A 16,869-nucleotide genomic window follows, 5' to 3' on the forward strand; every position below is an offset into this window, starting at 1 on the left:
CTTCTTCCTCACATAGCCGCTCTTGCCGCGGGATGGAGCAGCCCGGTAGCTCGTCAGGCTCATAACCTGAAGGTCGCAGGTTCAAATCCTGCTCCCGCACCCAAGATCTAAAAGCCCCGGCGCCCCAAGCACCGGGGCTTTTTGCTGGACCAAACACACACGCGGAGCGCGCCGGCGCGAGCGGCGCGGGGCCCAGGCGGCGACGATCGTCTGAACCGTCGTGCGCGGACCGCGGAAGAGGTGCGAATTCCGGACGCCGTTTGGACGTCCTCCTCCGTCCTGCCGGCGACCCGGACCCTCCGTCACCAGCCCGCATTTGTCTCTCTGGCTGCGGCAGGCCTGAACCAGCGTCCTTACGCTCCGCTTATGCGGTCGTCCCCCTTCCTCATCGCCCCCTTACGCCCACACCTGCGACATCCGGCCTCGAACCTGAGCCCGGAGACTTCGGCATGGCCGACGTGATTTTTCTGGCGATCGGCGGCGGGGCCTTTCTGGCCTTCGCCGTTCTCGCCGTTCTGCTGAACAAGGTGTGACGATGCTGCTGAACCTCCTCTGGGGCGCCGGCGCGGTCGTCGTCGGCATCTATATGATCGTGGCGCTCGTGCGCCCCGAGCGGTTCTAGGGGAGCCGCTCGCCATGACCCTTCAAGGCTGGGCGGAAATCGCCCTTACGCTCGGGCTGTCGGTCGCGCTCGGCTGGCCGCTCGGCCTCTATCTGTCGCGCGTCTGGAACGGCGAGCGCACCTGGCTCGACCCCGTCCTGCGGCCCGTCGAACGCGTCTTCTACGGCCTGGCGGGCGTGAACCCGGACAGGAGCCAGGGCTGGGTCGGCTATGCCGGCGCCCTGGTCGTCTTCAACGCCATGGGCTTCCTCCTGCTCTATGCCATCCTGCGGCTTCAGGGCGGCCTGCCGCTGAACCCGCAAGGCTTCGAGGGCGTCTCGCCCCACCTGGCCTTCAACACCGCCGTCAGCTTCGTCACCAACACCAACTGGCAGAGCTATGGCGGTGAGGCGACCATGTCGACCTTCAGCCAGATGGTCGGGCTGACGACCCAGAACTTCCTGTCCGCCGCCACCGGGGCTGCCATCGCCGCCGCCCTGGCCCGGGCCTTCGTGGCCAGTCGCGGCGAGGGGATCGGCAATTTCTGGGCCGACATGACCCGGACCACCCTGTACCTGCTGCTGCCCGCCTCCATCGTTCTGGCGGCCGTTCTCGCCGGTCTGGGCGTGGCCCAGTCGCTGGCGGCGTCGGCCACCGCGACGACGCTGGAAGGCGCGGATCAGACGATCGCCCTGTTCCCGGTCGCCAGCCAGCTGGCCATCAAGATGCTGGGCATCAACGGCGGCGGCGTCTTCAACGCCAACTCCGCCCACCCGCTGGAGAACCCCTCGGCCCTGACCAACCTGATCACGGCCGTTTCGATCAACGTCCTGGGCTGGGCCGCCTTCTTCGCCTTCGGCCGCAGCGTCATGGCGAAGAAGGAGGTCCGCGCCCTGGTCCTCGCCGGCCTGATCCTGCTGGGCGGCCTGACCGCCGCCATGTACGTCGCCGAAAGCCATCCCGCCCCCGCGCTCCAGGCCGCGGGCATCAGCCAGACTGTCAACATGGAGGGCAAGGAGACCCGCTTCGGCGTGCCGTCCTCCGTCGCATGGGCCGGTCCGACGACGGGGGCCTCCAACGGCTCGGTCAATTCCATGCACGCCAGCTACCTGCCCCTGTCGGGCGGCATACAGATGTTTCTGATGCAGTTGGGCGAGATCCTGCCCGGCGGCATCGGCTCGGGCATCGCCCTCATGGTCGTCATGGCCATCCTGTCGGTCTTCGTGGCCGGTCTGATGGTCGGACGGACGCCCGAGTATCTCGGCAAGAAGATCGAGGCGCGCGAGATCCAGTACGCCATGATCGGCCTGCTCGCGATGCCCGCCGCCATCCTCGGCTTCGGGGCCGTCGCCGCAATCTGTCCGGAGGCGCTGAAAGGGTTGCTCAACGCCGGCCCCCACGGCCTGTCCGAGATCCTCTATGCCTACACCTCTGCGGCTGCGAACAACGGCTCGGCCTTCGCCGGTCTGACGGCCAACGCCCCCTGGTGGAACACGACGCTCGGCCTCGGCATGCTGCTGGGCCGGTTCGTGCCCGCCGTGGCGGTGCTGGCCATCGCCGGATCGCTGGTGGTCAAGCCGAAGCTGGCCCCCTCCGCCGGCACCCTGCCGACCGACGGCGGCCTGTTCGCCGGCCTCCTGATCGGCGTCATCCTCATCCTGGGCGGACTGCAGTTCTTCCCCGCCCTCGCCCTTGGACCCATCGTCGAGCATTTCCAGATGCTCGCCGCTGCGGCCCGGTCGTGATCCGTCTGGACACCTGAAATGACTTTCGCAAATCCCGAAAACACGGCCCCGGTGGTGGGCCGTTCCCCCAGTCCGCTCGGCGGGGCCCTGACCGGGGCCATGCTCGGCCGGGCGGTCGGCGACGCCTTCGTCAAGCTGAACCCCCGGCGACTGCTCAGGAACCCGGTGATCTTCGCCACCTGGCTGGTCGCCCTGCTTTCCACCGTCTCGGCGGGGGTGGCGATCGCATCAGGCGGCGCAGCGGGCTTCGCGATCCAGCTTGCCGTCTGGCTGTGGCTGACCGTCCTGTTCGCCAACGTCGCCGAGAGCGTGGCCGAGGGCCGGGGCAAGGCCGCCGCCGACAGCCTGCGCGCCACCCGGGTGGACACAAAGGCCAAGCTGATCGTCGACCCGACGACCGGCACCACGGTCCCGACACCTGCACACCAGCTGACGGTCGGTCAGATCGTCCTGGTCGAGGCCGGCGACGTCGTCCCCTCGGACGGCGAGATCGTCGAGGGCGTCGCCTCGGTCAACGAGGCCGCCATCACCGGCGAAAGCGCCCCCGTGATCCGCGAGAGCGGTGGCGACCGGTCGGCCGTCACCGGCGGCACCACCGTGGTCTCCGACTGGATCAAGGTGCGCATCACCTCGGCCCCCGGCTCGACCTTCCTCGACCGTATGATCGCCATGGTCGAGGGCGCGAACCGGCGCAAGACGCCGAACGAACTCGCCCTGTCCGTCCTGCTGGCCGGCCTGACCCTCGTGTTCCTGATCGCCGTCGTCACCTTGCTGGGTCTGGGCGCCTATTCGGGCGTCAAGCTGGACCCCATCGTGCTCGGGGCCCTGTTCATCACCCTCATTCCCACCACCATCGGGGGTCTGCTGTCCGCCGTCGGCATCGCCGGCATGGACCGGTTGCTGAAGGTCAATGTGCTCGCCACGTCGGGTCGGGCGGTGGAGGCGGCCGGCGACGTCGACACCCTGCTGCTCGACAAGACCGGCACCATCACCTTCGGCAACCGCATGGCCACCGAGGTCATCCCCGTCCCCGGCGTCCGTCCCGAAGTGGCGTTGCGCGCGGCGGTTACCGCTTCCCTCGCCGACGAGACACCGGAAGGCCGATCGATCGTCGAACTCGGCAAACAGGCCGGGATCGTCGTCGAACAGCCCGTGGGATCGAAGGCCATCCCCTTCACCGCCACCACCCGTCAGTCGGGCCTGGAATCCGGCGAGAACGCCTGGCGCAAGGGCTCCATCGACGCCGTCCTGAAGTCGCTGAACATGACCCAGGACGCCGCCCCGGCCGAGTTCCGCGCCGCCGTCGACCGCATCGCCCGCTCCGGCGGCACGCCTCTGGCCGTCACCGAGAACGGCGTACTGGTCGGCGTCATCCACCTGAAGGACGTGGTCAAGCCGGGCGTGAAGGAGCGGTTCGCCGAGCTGCGCCGGATGGGCCTGCGCACCGTCATGATCACCGGCGACAATCCGGTCACGGCGGCGGCCATCGCCAGTGAGGCGGGGGTCGACGACTACCTCGCCGAGGCCACGCCCGAGGACAAGATGCGCCTCATCAAGGCCGAACAGGCCAGGGGCCGTCTGGTCGCCATGTGCGGCGACGGGGCCAACGATGCGCCCGCCCTTGCGCAAGCGGATGTCGGCGTGGCCATGCAGACCGGGGCCCAGGCCGCCCGCGAGGCCGGCAATATGGTCGACCTCGACAGCGACCCCACCAAGGTCATCGAGATCGTCGAGGTCGGCAAGCAGCTGCTGATCACCCGCGGGGCCCTGACCACCTTCTCGATCGCCAACGACGTGGCCAAGTATTTCGCCATCATCCCGGCGATGTTCGTGGTCGCCCTGCCGGCGCTCGGGGCCCTGAACGTCATGGATCTGGGCAGTCCGGAAAGCGCCATCCTGTCTGCGGTGATCTTCAACGCCCTGGTGATCGTGGCCCTGATCCCCCTGGCCCTTCGCGGCGTCAAATACCGCGCCATCGGGGCCGAGGCGCTGCTGAGCCGCAACCTGCTGATCTACGGCCTCGGCGGTCTCGTCGCCCCCTTCGTCGGCATCAAGCTGATCGACCTGGTCATCACCGGGCTCGGTCTGGCCTGAGCCTCATGTCTTCCCTGTTTCTGAAAGTCCGTTCGATGTCCCGCAAATCCCGCTTCAGGGCCTCCGGCTCCAACGACGCCCTCTTCGCCGGCGTCTGCCTCGTCGCCATCGTGGTGTTCGGCATCGCGTCCCACGCAGATGCCGGCGCCTTGGTCCACGTCCTGAGGTCGGTCTGATGTTGAGCCAGCTTCGTCCGGCGGTCGTCATGGTCGCCCTGTTCACCCTGCTGCTGGGCGTGGCCTATCCGCTCGGCATCACCGGCCTGGCGCAGGGCCTTTTCCCGGCCCAGGCCAACGGCAGCCTGATCCGCGACGCCGACGGGAACATCCGCGGCTCGGCCCTGATCGGCCAGGGTTTCACCGAGGCCCGCTACCTTCACCCCCGCCCGTCGGCGGCCGGCGACGGCTACGACGCCTCGGCCTCGTCCGGGTCCAACCTGGGTCCGCTGAACACGGACCTGGCCGACCGGATCCGGACCGCCGTCGCCGAACAGCGGGGCGAGACCGGGGACAAGCCGATCCCCGCCGACGCCGTCACGACCTCGGCCTCGGGTCTCGACCCTGATGTGTCCCCGGCCTACGCTCGGCTGCAGGCGGATCGCGTGGCCCGGGCCCGCGGCGTCCCTGTCCCGGAGGTCCAGGCCGTGATCGATGCGAATACCCACGGAGCCCTGCTCGGCTTCATCGGCCAGCCCACGGTCAATGTCCTGCTGACCAACCGGGCGCTCGACCAACGCTTCCCGGCCGGCTGATTTGCCACAGCCTGAAGCCGACCCCGCACCCGATCCGACGCCGAGCCAGACCCTGGCGCGCAAGCGCAAGCGCGGCCGGCTGAAGGTCTTCCTCGGCATGTCGCCCGGGGTCGGCAAGACCTATGAAATGCTTCGCGCCGCCCGTCGCCGAAAGGCGGAGGGCGGCGACGTCGTGGTCGGGGTGGTCGAGACCCACGGGCGCAAGGAGACCGAAAGCCTGCTGCGCGGGCTGGAGGTCATGGCCCGCCGACCGATCGAGCACCGGGACCGGATCATGCTGGAGTTCGATATCGACGGGGCTCTCTCCCGGCGGCCCGAACTGCTGCTGGTCGACGAGTACGCCCATTCCAACGCCCCGGGTTCGCGCCATCCCAAGCGCTGGCAGGACGTCGAGGAGATCCTGTCGGCGGGCATCGACGTCTGGACCACACTGAACGTCCAGCATCTGGAAAGCCTGTCCGACGTCGTCCTGCGTATTACCGGCGTGCGCCAGAGGGAGGCGGTCCCCGATAGCGCCCTCAGCCGCGCCGACGACATCGAGGTCGTCGACATCACGCCCGAGGAGCTGCGCAAGCGGCTGGAGGCGGGCAAGGTCTATGTCCCCGAGACCGCGCGCCTGGCCTCCCAGAACTTCTTCAAGGTCGAGAACCTGACGGCGCTCCGCGAACTGGCTCTGCGCCGCGCCGCCCAGACGGTGGACGACCAGCTGGTGGCGACCCTGCGCGAGCGAGGCGTTCAGGGCCCCTGGGCGGCGGGCGAGCGGGTGCTGGTCCTGGTCGGCGGCGACGGGATGGCCGGCATGCTGGTGCGCACCGGCCGGCGCATGTCGGACATGATGATGGACGCCCCCTGGACCGTCGCCACGGTGGACCGGCCCTCCAGCGCCTCGGGCGACGTGGGCCGGGCGCAACGGCTGGCCGAGGCCTTCAAGCTGGCCGAACAGCTGGGCGGCCGCACGGTCCTGCTCAGCGGGGACGACGTGGTGCGCACCGTCTCGGACTACGCCCACCGTAACAACATCACCCAGATCGTGCTGGGCCGTTCGGTCGTGACCGGCTGGCGGTCAAGGTTCAGCGAGGTCTTCGGCCGGTCGCTGGCGGCCGAGCTGCTGCGCGCCGCCCGGGGCGTGGCCATCCATGTCGTGACTGACGTGGCGACGCCTGATGCACCCACGCCCCGTCCCGCCCAGACGGCGACCGAGCGCCTGTGGGACTGGCGCGGCTATGCCATCGGCGCGGCCTTTGTGGCCGTCGCAACCGGCATCGCCCTCCTGCTCGATAGCAGCTTCGAGCGCGTCGATCTCGGTGTCGTCTATCTGTCGGCCGTCTTGGCGGCGGGCGTCCTGTACGGCCTGCGTCCGGCGCTCGCAGCGGCGACCGCAGCCTTCCTCGTTTACAACTTCCTGTTTCTGGAGCCGCGCTACAGTTTCGCCATCGGCTCGCCCACCGACTTCCTGACCCTGTTCGTCTTCTGGGCCGTGGCGACCGTCACTGGGGTCCTGGCCGGGCGGGTGCGCGAACAGGCCCGCCGGGCCCAACGCCGTGCCTCGGCCGTCTCCGCCCTGCTGGTCGCCAGCCAGAGCCTGTCGGCCGCCGAAGACCGCGGGACCGCCGCCCGCATCCTGGCCGAACAGACCGCCGCCGCCGCCGGGGCCCGCGCCGTCGTCCTTCTGCCCGAGGGCGAGGACATCGCCGTCGCCGCCCTCGCCCCGTTGAAGGCCGGCGCGACCGAGCCGCCGAACACCCTCAGCCCCGCCGACATGGCCGCCGCCCGCTGGGCCTGGGAGCGGGGGGAGGCGGCCGGCTACGGCACCGGGACCCTGCCGCAGACCCGCTGGACCTTCCGTCCCCTGAACGGCGTGCGCAAACGCTCGGGCGTGGCAGGCGTCGAGGCCGCCGCCCTGGCTCCCGGCTCGGACGAGGAACGCCTGGCCCTGGCCGTCATGGACCAGGGGGCGGTGGCCCTCGAACGCGCCGAACTGGCCGGACAGGCGCTGGAAACCGAGACCCTGCGGCGCACCGACCGCTTTCGCGGGGCCCTGATGAACTCGGTCAGCCACGACCTGCGCACGCCCTTGTCGACCGTGCTGGGCTCGGCCACCACCCTGATCGACTATGGCGAGACCCTGAAGCCCGAGGTCCGGGCCGACCTGCTTGCCTCCATCCGCGAGGAGGCCGAGCGGCTGAACCGCTACGTCGGCGACCTGCTCGACATGACCCGGCTGGAGGGCGGCGGCCTGAACGTGAAGGCCGACTGGACCGACGTCCGCGACGTCCTGAACGCGGCGGCTGAGCGAGTCTCGCGGCGTCTGGGCGACCGCGACCTGACGCGGGACTTCCCGGCCGATCTCAGCCTGGTGATGCTGGACCAGGGCCTGCTCGAACAGGCGGTGGTCAATATCCTGGAGAACGCGATCGCCTACAGCTCCGACGGGTCGCGGATCGAGCTGGCGGCCTACGAGGATCGCGGCTCGGTGGTCATCTCGATCGAGGACGAAGGGCGCGGCATTCCGACGGCCGAGCTGGAACGGGTGTTCGACAAGTTCCGCCGCATGGACGAACCTTCGGACCGCTCGCAGGGGGCCGGGCTGGGTCTCGCTATCGCCAAGGGGTTTGTTGAGGCCATGAACGGCCGTATCGCCGCCGCCAGCCCGATCCACGACGACCTCGGCACGCGAGTCCTGATCAGCCTGCCCAAGGCCATCGCGACCCACCACCAGCTGCTATAACCGCCCGATGTCCGCCGCCCGCACCACCATCCTCGTCATCGACGACGAGCCCCAGATCCACCGCTTCCTGTCGCCCGCGCTGGACGCCGCCGGCTTCGATCCTAAGCGATCCGACAGCGGGCAGGAGGGACTGCGCGCCATCGCCCTTTGGAACCCCGACGCCGTGGTGCTGGACCTCGGCCTGCCCGACATGGACGGCAAGGACGTGCTGAAGCGGGCGCGCGAGTTCTACGCGGGGCCCATCGTCATCCTGTCCGCGCGTGACCGGGAGGCCGAGAAGATCGAGGCGCTGGACCTGGGGGCCAATGATTATGTGGAGAAGCCCTTCGGCGTCGGCGAACTGCTGGCCCGGCTGCGTGCCGTCCTGCGCCAGACGGCCCCCCGGGCCACACCGACCGGTCCGATCGTGGCGGGCGACGTGAACATCGACCTGGAGCACCGGCGCGTCCTGCGATCCGGCGAGATCGTCCGCCTGACGCCCAAGGAATACGACGTCCTCGCCCATCTCGCCCGTGATGCAGGCAAGGTGATTGGCCACCGCGACCTGCTGGTCGCCGTCTGGGGAGGCGCGCACCGCGAGGACACCCAGTACCTCCGCGTCGTCGTCGGACAGCTGCGCCAGAAGCTGGAGGCCGATGCCAGCCGACCGACCCTGATCGAAACGGAACCCGGCATCGGCTATCGCCTGAACGCGTAGGGCGTGGTGATCGGCAGAGCGCCGCCCCACCGGAGCCCACGATCAGCTATCACCCCTGGGGACTCTCAACATGACCATGGGACGAGAGGGGGCAGATCCCCTGCCAAGGGCCTATTGCGAACTGACCCGCCCTCTAGACCGGTAGCGAACGCCATCCGCTCGGTCGGCAACCGCTCAGCGATGCCGCCGGACACGATCTTGCCCTCCACAGGGGCGGCGAAGGCGGCCTAGGGCTTCGCTGGTGCGGCCGGGACCACCCGCCCATCCCTCAGGGTAATGCTGCGCCCACAGTGCCGGGCGACGTGAGCATCGTGAGTACAGATCAGGAAGGTGGCGCCGTCCTGCGCATTGACCTCCTTCATCAGGGCCAGGACCTGATCCGCCGCCTCCCGATCCAGCGCACCGGTCGGTTCGTCCGCCAGGATGAGCTGAGGCCTGTTCATCAGGGCGCGGGCGATCGCCACACGTTGTTTCTGACCGCCCGACAATCGTGTGGCCGGAAAATCCATCCGGTCGCCGAGGCCGACCCGCTGCAGCAGGTCCCGGGCCCGGCTACGCATGGCGGAGGTCAACCGTCCGGCGGTGGCCGCTGCCGGGAAGGCGACATTCTCCGTTGCGGTGAAGTCCGGCAGCAGATTGTGGAACTGGAAGACAAAGCCAAGCCGGTGATTGCGAAACTGGGTCCGCCGCGCATCGGAAAGTCCTTCGACCCTTTCCCCCGCGATTTCGATCGTCCCCGCCGTCGGGGTCAGGAGCAGGCCCACGATCGAGAGCAGGGTCGACTTTCCGGAGCCCGATGGACCGAGCAGGGCGGTGAGTTCTCCGGTGCCGAGCTGGACATCGACATCTCTCAGGACCGGCGTCATCTGGTCGCCGTTTCGGAAGGTCATGCGGACCTGTCGGGCGTCGAGCAGAAGGGTCATTGCTGGATGGCCTCGAGAGGATCGAGGCGGGCCGCGGATCGCGCGGGAGCCAGGGACGCCAGGACGGAGCCCAGGGTCGTCAGCACGAGCGCCGCCAGATAGCCGCCCTGTTCCGGCGCTATGGGAAGCGCAGCGCTTCCGTCGGCCTTGGTCAGGCCGGCGAGGATCTCACACAGGCCGAAGCCGACCGCGCAGCCGGTGATCGCGCCGATCAGGCCGATCATCAGGCCCTGAAGCACGAACACGCTCGAAACGAAGCGGCCGGAAACCCCGAAGGCGCGCATGATGCCGATCTCGCTCCGGCGCCGATAGGTCGACAGGACCAGGGCGCTGGCGACGCCGATGATGATCGACACGAGCGAGAACATCTGGATCAGCCGGCCGGTCTCGGCCTGGGCGACCAGAGCCTCGTCGAGCCCGACATTCTTGTCCTGCCACGGGGTCGTCCGAAGTCCCGTCGCGTCTCGCAGGAAGGCCGCCAGGGGTCGCGCCTGTTGCGGGTCCTGCAGCTTGATCTCGATATTGGTGACCCCCTCGGGGAGAAGAAACAACGGCCGCGCCGTCTGCAGCGACAGGAAGGCGACCCGTTCATCCAGAGCCTGCACGCCGGTCCGGAAAACGCCCTGGATGGTCACGAGACGCTCGACGCCCCGATCGGTTCGAAACATGACGGCCGGACCGGCCGACAGTCCCAGGTCGTCGGCGAGCCGGTTCCCGATCAGAAGGCCGCCGGCGTCGAGATTGGCGTCGCCGCCGATGAGAAGCGTGGATATGGGCGTAATGGAGTCCAGGTCTTCGGTGTCGACGCCGGTGACCGACACGGGCGCGGCCGCTTCTCCCTTCAGAAGGAACGCACTGCCTGTGATCTGCGGGCTGACGGCCGAAATCCCGGGCTGTTCACGCACCAGGGCGATGATCGACGACCACTCCCGAATCTGTTGCCGCTGGAAGGTCGAAACGAGGGCGACGGCCTGGGTATCGACGCCGGGGGCGCCGAGGACGCGTGGCCTGCGTGTCTCCGGCATCAGGCTGACATGGGCGCTGGTCGCGGTGACGCGATCGGTCAGAGTCAGGGCCAACCCCTCGATCAGGGCGGTGATGAAGACGAAGATCGTCACGCCCAGGGCCACGCCGGCGACGAGCAGAAGGGTCTGAAGCGGATTTGAAAGGAGGTAACGGCGGGCCACGGTGAATGCGAACACGGCCTCACCTGTCCCCTTGAGCCGATGAGGTGATCGGCCGGACATGCGCACCGGGGCGAGTCGAACCCGGGGTGAGGACGATCCGATCGCCCGGCGAAAGCCCGCTCTGGACAATCGCGCCGATCGACGGCCAGCGCAGGATGGTGATGCTGCGGACCCGTGTAACGTTTGCGGCGTCCACCACATAGGCGCGGGGGTTGGTGGACGGATCGATCACGGCCTGTCGCGGGATCACGATGCCATCCGCGCGGCGGTCCACCACTATGCTGACGTCGATCGAGCGCCCCGGGGCCAGCACCGGCCCATCGACTGGAACCAGCTTGACCAGTCGGCCCCCGGTCGTGCTGTCGATCTGGGGCGAGACCTCGGTGACCCGAGCCTGGAAGGTCTGATCGGATCCCGTCAGCACCGCCCGGGCGACGAGGCCCGGATGCAGGGCATCGGCATAGGCCTCATCGACCTGGGCCTGGATTTCCGATCCCCCGATGGATCCGAGCTGGAAGAGGTTGGTGGTGGGCGAGATCACCTGACCGGTGTCGATCGGTCGAAAGAGGACGATGCCGGCCATCGGGGCCCGCACGATGAACGCACTGGCCCGCTCCATTGCCGCAATCGTCGCCGCGTCCGCGGCGTCCAGGTTCGCTTCGGCCGCCTGCAGGGTCGCGCGCGCTTCGTCCAGCGCCGCCGGCGCCGCGATCCCGCGACCGGCCAGGATCCGGGTCCGGTTGAAGACCAGTGCGGCCCTGTCCCGCTCCGCGCGGGCGGCCCTGGCCCGGGCATTGCCCGCGTCGATATCGGCCCGTTGGACCGTCGCCTTGATGATCGCCAGGGGCTCGTTCAGGGCGACGCGGTCGCCGTCATCGTGGAACAGCCGCATCACCTGCCCCGCGTTGGGAGAGCGGACATCCAGCAGGTCGCCCGGGCGGGCGCGGCCGACAACGGCGAGCACACGCTCTATGGTCGAGGTCCTGACGGTATGGATCTCCACCTCGGCCGACCGCATCACGCGCCATGCGATCACCAGGCCTATCGCCGTCACCATCAGCACCGCCAGGCCGAGCCAGACCCGATGACGCGGCCATTCGCTTGATGTTTCCGGTGTTCGCGTACTCCCAGAGTCCGGGCCGGGCGATTGTCCGGCGTCAGACGGCGGGGGCAGGGTCTTCCCGGTCATTGACGGGCGTCAGACGCCACCTGCCTAAGTCGTTCTGTCGGGACCATGATCGACACGGCCGGGGACAGGGTGGGACAGACTCTAAAAACAGATCCACTGGCGTGGGCTGTGCCGCCGAAACAGGCGCTCAATATCACGTTGCAGATTGCGCTCACCGCTGGTCCTGTTGTCCGCCTTGTGCGGAGGGCGTGCCATGCGCATGGTTTTTCCTGCGATACCTTGATGCGGATCAAGGCCGACCTGAACCGGGGTGGCGACCCGCCAGACTCCGCCGCCATGGATCGGACCCCGACGGATCGCATCGGCTTGAAGGCTGGATGCCACGGGTTCGGCCAGCGCGAGGGTCATGGCGTTGCGGTTTCGGGCGGGGCATATAGAGCGTGATGACGCAGACTCCGTCGCAGTTCATGGATCGTGCCTCCGCCGGTCGCAGCGTTCGCCAGACCGTTTCAAGTCACGACCAGATCGTCCGGTCGCTCGGCCAGGACATCCTCAGCGGCCGTATCCGGCCGGGTGAAAAGCTACCCAATGAGGCGGATTTGCTGGAGCGGTTCGGCGTGTCGCGGACGGCGCTGCGCGAAGCGTTGAAGACGCTGTCCGCAAAGGGCTTTCTGGTTGTGAAGACGCGGGTCGGAACCAAGGTTACGGACCCGATGCGATGGAACTTCTTCGATACCGAGGTCCTCGCCTGGCAGGTGGCCAACGGAATGGACGCCGCGTTTCGTCGTCATCTCGCCGAGGTGCGGCACGCGCTGGAGCCGGCCGCGGCGGGCCTGGCTGCCCGTCATCGCAGCAGTGATGACCTTGCGGGCATGCGGGAAGCGATCGAGGCCATGAGGCGGGAGCAGACGTCGGAATACGCGTTCGCGCGGGCCGATCTGGCGCTGCATCTGCGTATCGCCGTCGCGTCGCAGAACCCGATGATGCGGTCGTTGGCCAGCGTCATCGAGACCGCTCTGCTGGAAGCCTTCACCCTCAGCCCGCCGACCCGCAGCGAGGGCCTGCATCGCGAGACTGTCGATCTGCACGAACGGATCGTCGACGCGATCGAGGCCTCCGATCCCGAGGCCGCTTCGGCCGCCATGGTCGCCGTGATCGAGGCCGGCTACCAGCGTGTCGAGGCCGAGCAGGTCGCGCGCTGATCGTTCAGGGGACCAGCCCGCGGCGCAGCGCAGGAACAGCGATCATGAGATCGCGCGTCACCAGGGCGGCGAAGAAGTCCGCTCCGGCACGTCCGAGATGGGTGTAGTCGAAGGCAGTTCGCGCCTGTCCCAAGGGTTCAACGGCCGCGTTGTTCTGCGCCGTGGATGGTGCAGTCGCCGGCGCGGTCGCAACCGGCGCAGGCGCCGGCGGCGTTGAGGCGATGGTTGTGCCGGTCAGCATGGCGGCTGAGACCTCGGGAGAGGGCGCAACTTGAGCGAAGCGGGCAGCCAGGGTCGGACCCATTGCCTGGACCGCTGCTACGCTAGAGGCATTCAGGTCGACCAGCGGCGTATTTGTTTCGGCGGCGACGGCGCGCGCCGCCTCTGCCCAGGGTTCAAGGTCATTCTGGAGTCGGCCGTCTACGAACTGGCGTCGCGTTAAGGGCGTGACGAGGACCGGAATGGCGCCGCGGGCGCGCGTTTCGGCAACGTAGCGGCGCAGGTTGGCGGGAAACTCGGTGGCGAGGTCGGTCGACCGGCCAGGCTTGCCCGGCTGATCATTATGGCCGAACTGGATCAGCACATAAGTCGCGACGAAGCCCGGCGTGGACATCTCCGCCAGAGCAAGATCCCAGGACCCTTCGACGAAATAGCTGCCGCTGCTGCGTCCTCCGCGCGCCAGGTTCACGCAGGCGACGAACGAGGTGACGTGATCCGAGCAGAAGCTGGGTCCCCAACCGCCGATTACCGCCGTCGTCGAGTCGCCGACCAGGATGATCTTCGACGCCGAAATGGGTCGAGGCGGTTCGGGTGCAGGCGACGCCGGGCCGGTGACCTGCAACATCAGTGCAGCAGCGATGGATGCGAACATGGACTGGCCTTGTCAGTGAATTGAACAGGAAGATCAGGACAGGCCGACACGGCGGCGCCAGGCCGGATAGTCGTCACGCAACAGGGCGGCCGGCCGATCGCCATAGTAGCGGTAGCCCATGCGACGCTCGCGCTCGATCTGCGACACCTCGAAGTGGACGACGCTGTCACGGCCGAGGAAGATCGGGCGGTTGGTCTGCAGGTCATAGAACCGGGCCCAGATCGGCGGAGCCTGGGGATCGGCGACCACCTGAAGGTCCGGCTGGCCGTCCGGTGCGGTGATCGGCTGCAGGCGGATGCCCCGGACGGCGCTGGCCTCGAACCAGCGCACGGCGCCTTCCACGGCGGCGATGACCTGCGGGGACGGATCGGGGATCGACATCAGGAAGCGGGTGATGCCGACGCTTTCGCTGCCCGACAGGGACGGCGGCTCGAAGGCGCGCGCCCATGCGGGCTCCAGCGTCTGCTGGTCATGCTGGGCGCACCAGACGGTCAGGACGCCGTCCTGGCGGACCTGGGTGGCGAGCATGGTCTGGATGCCGCGGGCCACGGCCGCGCCCGCCCGGCTGCGACGGTCGTCGTCGACGAAGCGATAGGGACCGGATCCCTCCGCGATCTCACGCAGCAGGATCATGATCCGCACCATGGCGTCGTCGTTGTAGGTGATATGGGAATAGTAGCCGGGGCGGAGCGGATAGAACTGGGGCCAGCCGCCGCTCGGCGACTGGGCCGCCAGGGTGTAGTCTAGGCCCCGGTCGAACGCCGCGCGATCGGCGGGCCGTTCTCCGGCCGCGATCACCCTCGCCAGGAAGGCCATCGGCAATGTGGTTCCCTCATTGTCGAAGGTGTTCTTTGACCCCTCATCCACAGCCTTGACGTCGGGCGGTACGGCCAGCGAGGTGTTCTTGGGCCACCCGCCTTCGGGCGACTGGTGGGCGACGACGCTGTCGGCGATAGCCCGGGCCTCGGCCGTCGCATACCAGGCGGGGGCCTGTTCGGTGATGTCGTCGTTCCACTCGGGCGTTGACTGGGCCGAGGCGGGCGCTGCCAGCATTGCGGTCAAGGCGAACGCGATGAACAACCAGCGGCGAGCGATCATGGATGGTCTCCGACCAGGGCGGCGTCGATCCGCATCGACATGGAGAGGGTCTCGCCAGACATCAGCATGACCATGCCGGTGTGCTCATCGGCGGGGGCGTTATGGGCGTTCGGGCGATGGGTAACCGGCTCGAGACAAACGAAGTCGGCATCTCTGGGGGCATAGATCTGCAGCCAGTGGGCGTTGGCGGATGCAGACACGCGAACCTCGGTTCCGGCGTGGACCAGCCGGGCCTGGCCGGACCAGTCGGCATAGGCGTTGTCCACGAACGGGGCCGAGTTCACCTCGGCGCCCTCGGTCCAGTCCATGATCCCGGCGGCCGGGATCAACTGCTCCGGAATCTCATCGGCGCCATTGGCCCAGACCCTCCCGGCCGGCGCCGTCAGGACCGCTTCGGGTTTGATACTGAAATAGGGATGCAGGCCCAGTCCCGCGGGCATGGGCTCGCGGTCCTCGTTGGTGATCGAAAGGCTGATCTCCAGCCCGTGGTCGTCGAGGCGAAGACTGTGTGCGGCGCTCCAGGCCCAGGGCCAGTCTGGACCGGCCGCGCCCGTCAGGGCCAGGTCGACGAACTCAGGACCCGTTCGCACCACCCGCCACGGCCTCAGCCAGCCGACGCCGTGCAGGGCATGGGGTTCAAAACCGGGGGTCAGGGGCAGGGCGACGTTCCGCCCGGCGAAACTGAAAACGCCGCGATCGATGCGATTGGCGTAGGGAAGCAATGGAAAGCAGCCCGTCTCCAGCGGCCCTACGTCCCCCTCCGGCGCAGGCCGAAGGATGTTCTGGCCCCGCCATGTCAGTTGCGTGACCGACGCCCCGATGTCCGGTCGGATCGACAGCGCCCAGTCTTGATGGGTCAGCTGGATCAAAGCCGCACACGATGTTGGGGCAGGCCCGGCGTCTCGACCCGCACGCGGAAAAGGCCGCCGAGCGTCGGCTGCTCCGCCCGCTTGTCGGCATTGTTCAGCCAGGCGGTGGTGCAATAGAGGTCGCGCAGGTCGTCGCCGCCGAACGCAGCCTTGGTCACGGTCTGGACGGGAAGCCGGATCGTGCCGATGCGGTCGCCGCTCGGCGCGAAGCGCGCAACACCCCAGCCATTGAATAGCCCGACGTGCAGGACGCCCTCCGCATCGACACTGGGGCCGTCGGCGAACCCGTCGGGGGTCTCGGCGAACAGCCGCTTGTCGGTCAGGACGCCGTCGGCATGGCTGAAGGCGAAGATGCGTCGCTCGGTCGTGTCGTGGTGATAGAGGGTGCGGCCATCCGGGCTCATCGCGGGTCCGTTGGTGACGCGATAGCCGTCGTCGTGGCGCACGATTTCGCCATTGTGGAACCGGTAGAGAGCACCCGAGACGGTCGCCTCGCTGTCGTCCATCGAGCCGAACCAGAGGGATCCGTCAGGGGCGACGAAACCATCGTTAAGCCGGTTCTGCGGGCGGTCGTCCTCCACCCGGATGATCAGGTCGAATGAACCTCTGTCCGGATCGAACCGGTACAGGCCGCCACGAATGCCGCAGACCAGCGACCCGTCCTCGGCGGGCAGGGCGAAGCCGATCTGGTCCGGTGTCGTCCACGAGGCCCTGGCGCCCTCAGCGACGCCGTAGCGATGCAGTTTGCGACCCTTGATGTCGACGAACCAGACGGCCCGACGCCCGTCGTCCCAGACCGGACCTTCGCCAAGCTCCGCCCCGACATCCCAGACCAGTTCAGGCTCCGCCATCCCTTCAGCTCCAGCTGTAGCTTGTCTTGGTCTGGGTGAAGAATTCGACGGCGGCGAATCCCTGTTCGCGGGCACCGTAGCTGGAGGATTTCGAGCCGCCGAAGGGCACGTGATAGTCGACGC

At 68.4% G+C, this 16,869-nt stretch carries 17 protein-coding genes and 1 tRNA gene; 9 read left to right on the forward strand and 9 right to left on the reverse strand.

What is annotated here, in order from left to right; all coding sequences use genetic code 11:
* Window positions 1-26: 26 nt before the first annotated feature.
* The 8 genes from Q0044_RS04415 (at window position 27) to Q0044_RS04450 (ending at window position 8,616) form a co-directional block, all read left to right on the forward strand.
* Window positions 27-103, forward strand: a tRNA-Met gene (locus Q0044_RS04415).
* Window positions 104-535: 432 nt separating this feature from the next.
* Window positions 536-622, forward strand: coding sequence for a potassium-transporting ATPase subunit F (locus Q0044_RS04420; protein WP_298160140.1), 87 nt, complete (start codon window positions 536-538; stop codon window positions 620-622).
* A 14-nt stretch (window positions 623-636) separates the two neighbouring features.
* Window positions 637-2,346, forward strand: coding sequence for a potassium-transporting ATPase subunit KdpA (kdpA, locus tag Q0044_RS04425; protein ID WP_298160107.1), 1,710 nt, complete (start codon window positions 637-639; stop codon window positions 2,344-2,346).
* An 18-nt stretch (window positions 2,347-2,364) separates the two neighbouring features.
* On the forward strand, window positions 2,365-4,440 hold the full coding sequence (gene kdpB / locus Q0044_RS04430) for a potassium-transporting ATPase subunit KdpB (protein ID WP_298160110.1): 2,076 nt from the start codon (window positions 2,365-2,367) through the stop codon (window positions 4,438-4,440).
* A gap of 35 nt (window positions 4,441-4,475) precedes the next feature.
* Window positions 4,476-4,616 carry a hypothetical protein gene (locus tag Q0044_RS04435; RefSeq protein WP_298160111.1) on the forward strand — a complete coding sequence of 47 codons (141 nt, stop codon included), beginning with the start codon at window positions 4,476-4,478 and terminating at the stop codon, window positions 4,614-4,616.
* Window positions 4,616-5,191 (forward strand): potassium-transporting ATPase subunit KdpC, encoded by a 576-nt coding sequence (gene kdpC / locus Q0044_RS04440; RefSeq protein ID WP_298160114.1) that lies wholly within the window; start codon window positions 4,616-4,618, stop codon window positions 5,189-5,191. Before Q0044_RS04435 ends, kdpC begins: the two co-directional genes overlap by 1 nt.
* A 97-nt stretch (window positions 5,192-5,288) precedes the next feature.
* Entirely contained in the window at window positions 5,289-7,919 is a 2,631-nt protein-coding gene (locus Q0044_RS04445; protein ID WP_524536148.1) for a DUF4118 domain-containing protein, read from the forward strand.
* A gap of 7 nt (window positions 7,920-7,926) precedes the next feature.
* The gene (locus tag Q0044_RS04450) at window positions 7,927-8,616 is read left to right on the forward strand and encodes a response regulator (RefSeq protein ID WP_298160116.1); all 690 of its coding nucleotides are present in this window, start codon (window positions 7,927-7,929) and stop codon (window positions 8,614-8,616) included.
* Window positions 8,617-8,843: 227 nt separating this feature from the next.
* Here the strand turns inward: Q0044_RS04450 and Q0044_RS04455 are convergent, their stop codons facing one another.
* The 4 genes from Q0044_RS04455 to Q0044_RS04470 all read right to left on the reverse strand — a co-directional run bounded on the left by Q0044_RS04455 (window position 8,844) and on the right by Q0044_RS04470 (window position 12,263).
* A complete protein-coding gene (locus Q0044_RS04455) occupies window positions 8,844-9,539 on the reverse strand; it encodes an ABC transporter ATP-binding protein (RefSeq protein ID WP_298160119.1) in 696 nt (231 codons plus the stop codon).
* Window positions 9,536-10,741, reverse strand: coding sequence for an ABC transporter permease (locus tag Q0044_RS04460; protein WP_298160122.1), 1,206 nt, complete (start codon window positions 10,739-10,741; stop codon window positions 9,536-9,538). Before Q0044_RS04460 ends, Q0044_RS04455 begins: the two co-directional genes overlap by 4 nt.
* 4 nt (window positions 10,742-10,745) lie before the next feature.
* On the reverse strand, window positions 10,746-11,783 hold the full coding sequence (locus Q0044_RS04465; protein WP_298160124.1) for an efflux RND transporter periplasmic adaptor subunit: 1,038 nt from the start codon (window positions 11,781-11,783) through the stop codon (window positions 10,746-10,748).
* A 213-nt stretch (window positions 11,784-11,996) separates the two neighbouring features.
* Complete coding sequence (locus tag Q0044_RS04470) at window positions 11,997-12,263, reverse strand: hypothetical protein (protein ID WP_298160126.1); 267 nt, start codon at window positions 12,261-12,263, stop codon at window positions 11,997-11,999.
* A gap of 59 nt (window positions 12,264-12,322) precedes the next feature.
* On the opposite strand from Q0044_RS04470, the gene Q0044_RS04475 reads away from it, so the two are divergent.
* Window positions 12,323-13,057 (forward strand): FadR/GntR family transcriptional regulator, encoded by a 735-nt coding sequence (locus tag Q0044_RS04475; protein ID WP_298160146.1) that lies wholly within the window; start codon window positions 12,323-12,325, stop codon window positions 13,055-13,057.
* A 4-nt stretch (window positions 13,058-13,061) separates the two neighbouring features.
* Here the strand turns inward: Q0044_RS04475 and Q0044_RS04480 are convergent, their stop codons facing one another.
* From Q0044_RS04480 to Q0044_RS04500, 5 genes are all read right to left on the reverse strand, one after another.
* Window positions 13,062-13,928 (reverse strand): rhamnogalacturonan acetylesterase, encoded by an 867-nt coding sequence (locus Q0044_RS04480; protein WP_298160129.1) that lies wholly within the window; start codon window positions 13,926-13,928, stop codon window positions 13,062-13,064.
* Window positions 13,929-13,961: 33 nt separating this feature from the next.
* Window positions 13,962-15,026, reverse strand: coding sequence for a pectate lyase (gene pelA, locus Q0044_RS04485; protein WP_298160131.1), 1,065 nt, complete (start codon window positions 15,024-15,026; stop codon window positions 13,962-13,964).
* Window positions 15,023-15,895, reverse strand: coding sequence for an aldose 1-epimerase (locus tag Q0044_RS04490; protein ID WP_298160134.1), 873 nt, complete (start codon window positions 15,893-15,895; stop codon window positions 15,023-15,025). The genes pelA and Q0044_RS04490 overlap by 4 nt, the downstream gene beginning before the upstream one ends.
* On the reverse strand, window positions 15,892-16,746 hold the full coding sequence (locus Q0044_RS04495; protein ID WP_298160137.1) for an SMP-30/gluconolactonase/LRE family protein: 855 nt from the start codon (window positions 16,744-16,746) through the stop codon (window positions 15,892-15,894). Before Q0044_RS04495 ends, Q0044_RS04490 begins: the two co-directional genes overlap by 4 nt.
* A gap of 4 nt (window positions 16,747-16,750) precedes the next feature.
* The coding region (locus Q0044_RS04500) for a hypothetical protein (RefSeq protein ID WP_298160149.1) at window positions 16,751-16,869 on the reverse strand (119 nt) is incomplete at its 5' end.

Origin of the sequence: Brevundimonas sp. (assembly GCF_027484365.1) — a bacterium.
Taxonomy (GTDB): Bacteria; Pseudomonadota; Alphaproteobacteria; order Caulobacterales; family Caulobacteraceae; genus Brevundimonas.

Excerpts from the sequence above, each read along its gene's own strand:
- Q0044_RS04420 (WP_298160140.1), top strand. The coding sequence starts at position 536 with ATGCTGCTGAACCTCCTCTGGGGCGCCGGCGCGGTCGTCGTCGGCATC.
- kdpA (WP_298160107.1), top strand. The coding sequence starts at position 637 with ATGACCCTTCAAGGCTGGGCGGAAATCGCCCTTACGCTCGGGCTGTCG.
- kdpB (WP_298160110.1), top strand. The coding sequence starts at position 2,365 with ATGACTTTCGCAAATCCCGAAAACACGGCCCCGGTGGTGGGCCGTTCC.
- Q0044_RS04435 (WP_298160111.1), top strand. The coding sequence starts at position 4,476 with ATGTCCCGCAAATCCCGCTTCAGGGCCTCCGGCTCCAACGACGCCCTC.
- kdpC (WP_298160114.1), top strand. The coding sequence starts at position 4,616 with ATGTTGAGCCAGCTTCGTCCGGCGGTCGTCATGGTCGCCCTGTTCACC.
- Q0044_RS04445 (WP_524536148.1), top strand. The coding sequence starts at position 5,289 with ATGTCGCCCGGGGTCGGCAAGACCTATGAAATGCTTCGCGCCGCCCGT.
- Q0044_RS04450 (WP_298160116.1), top strand. The coding sequence starts at position 7,927 with ATGTCCGCCGCCCGCACCACCATCCTCGTCATCGACGACGAGCCCCAG.
- Q0044_RS04455 (WP_298160119.1), bottom strand. The coding sequence starts at position 9,539 with ATGACCCTTCTGCTCGACGCCCGACAGGTCCGCATGACCTTCCGAAAC.
- Q0044_RS04465 (WP_298160124.1), bottom strand. The coding sequence starts at position 11,783 with ATGGTGACGGCGATAGGCCTGGTGATCGCATGGCGCGTGATGCGGTCG.
- Q0044_RS04470 (WP_298160126.1), bottom strand. The coding sequence starts at position 12,263 with ATGACCCTCGCGCTGGCCGAACCCGTGGCATCCAGCCTTCAAGCCGAT.
- Q0044_RS04475 (WP_298160146.1), top strand. The coding sequence starts at position 12,323 with ATGGATCGTGCCTCCGCCGGTCGCAGCGTTCGCCAGACCGTTTCAAGT.
- Q0044_RS04480 (WP_298160129.1), bottom strand. The coding sequence starts at position 13,928 with ATGTTCGCATCCATCGCTGCTGCACTGATGTTGCAGGTCACCGGCCCG.
- pelA (WP_298160131.1), bottom strand. The coding sequence starts at position 15,026 with ATGATCGCTCGCCGCTGGTTGTTCATCGCGTTCGCCTTGACCGCAATG.
- Q0044_RS04495 (WP_298160137.1), bottom strand. The coding sequence starts at position 16,746 with ATGGCGGAGCCTGAACTGGTCTGGGATGTCGGGGCGGAGCTTGGCGAA.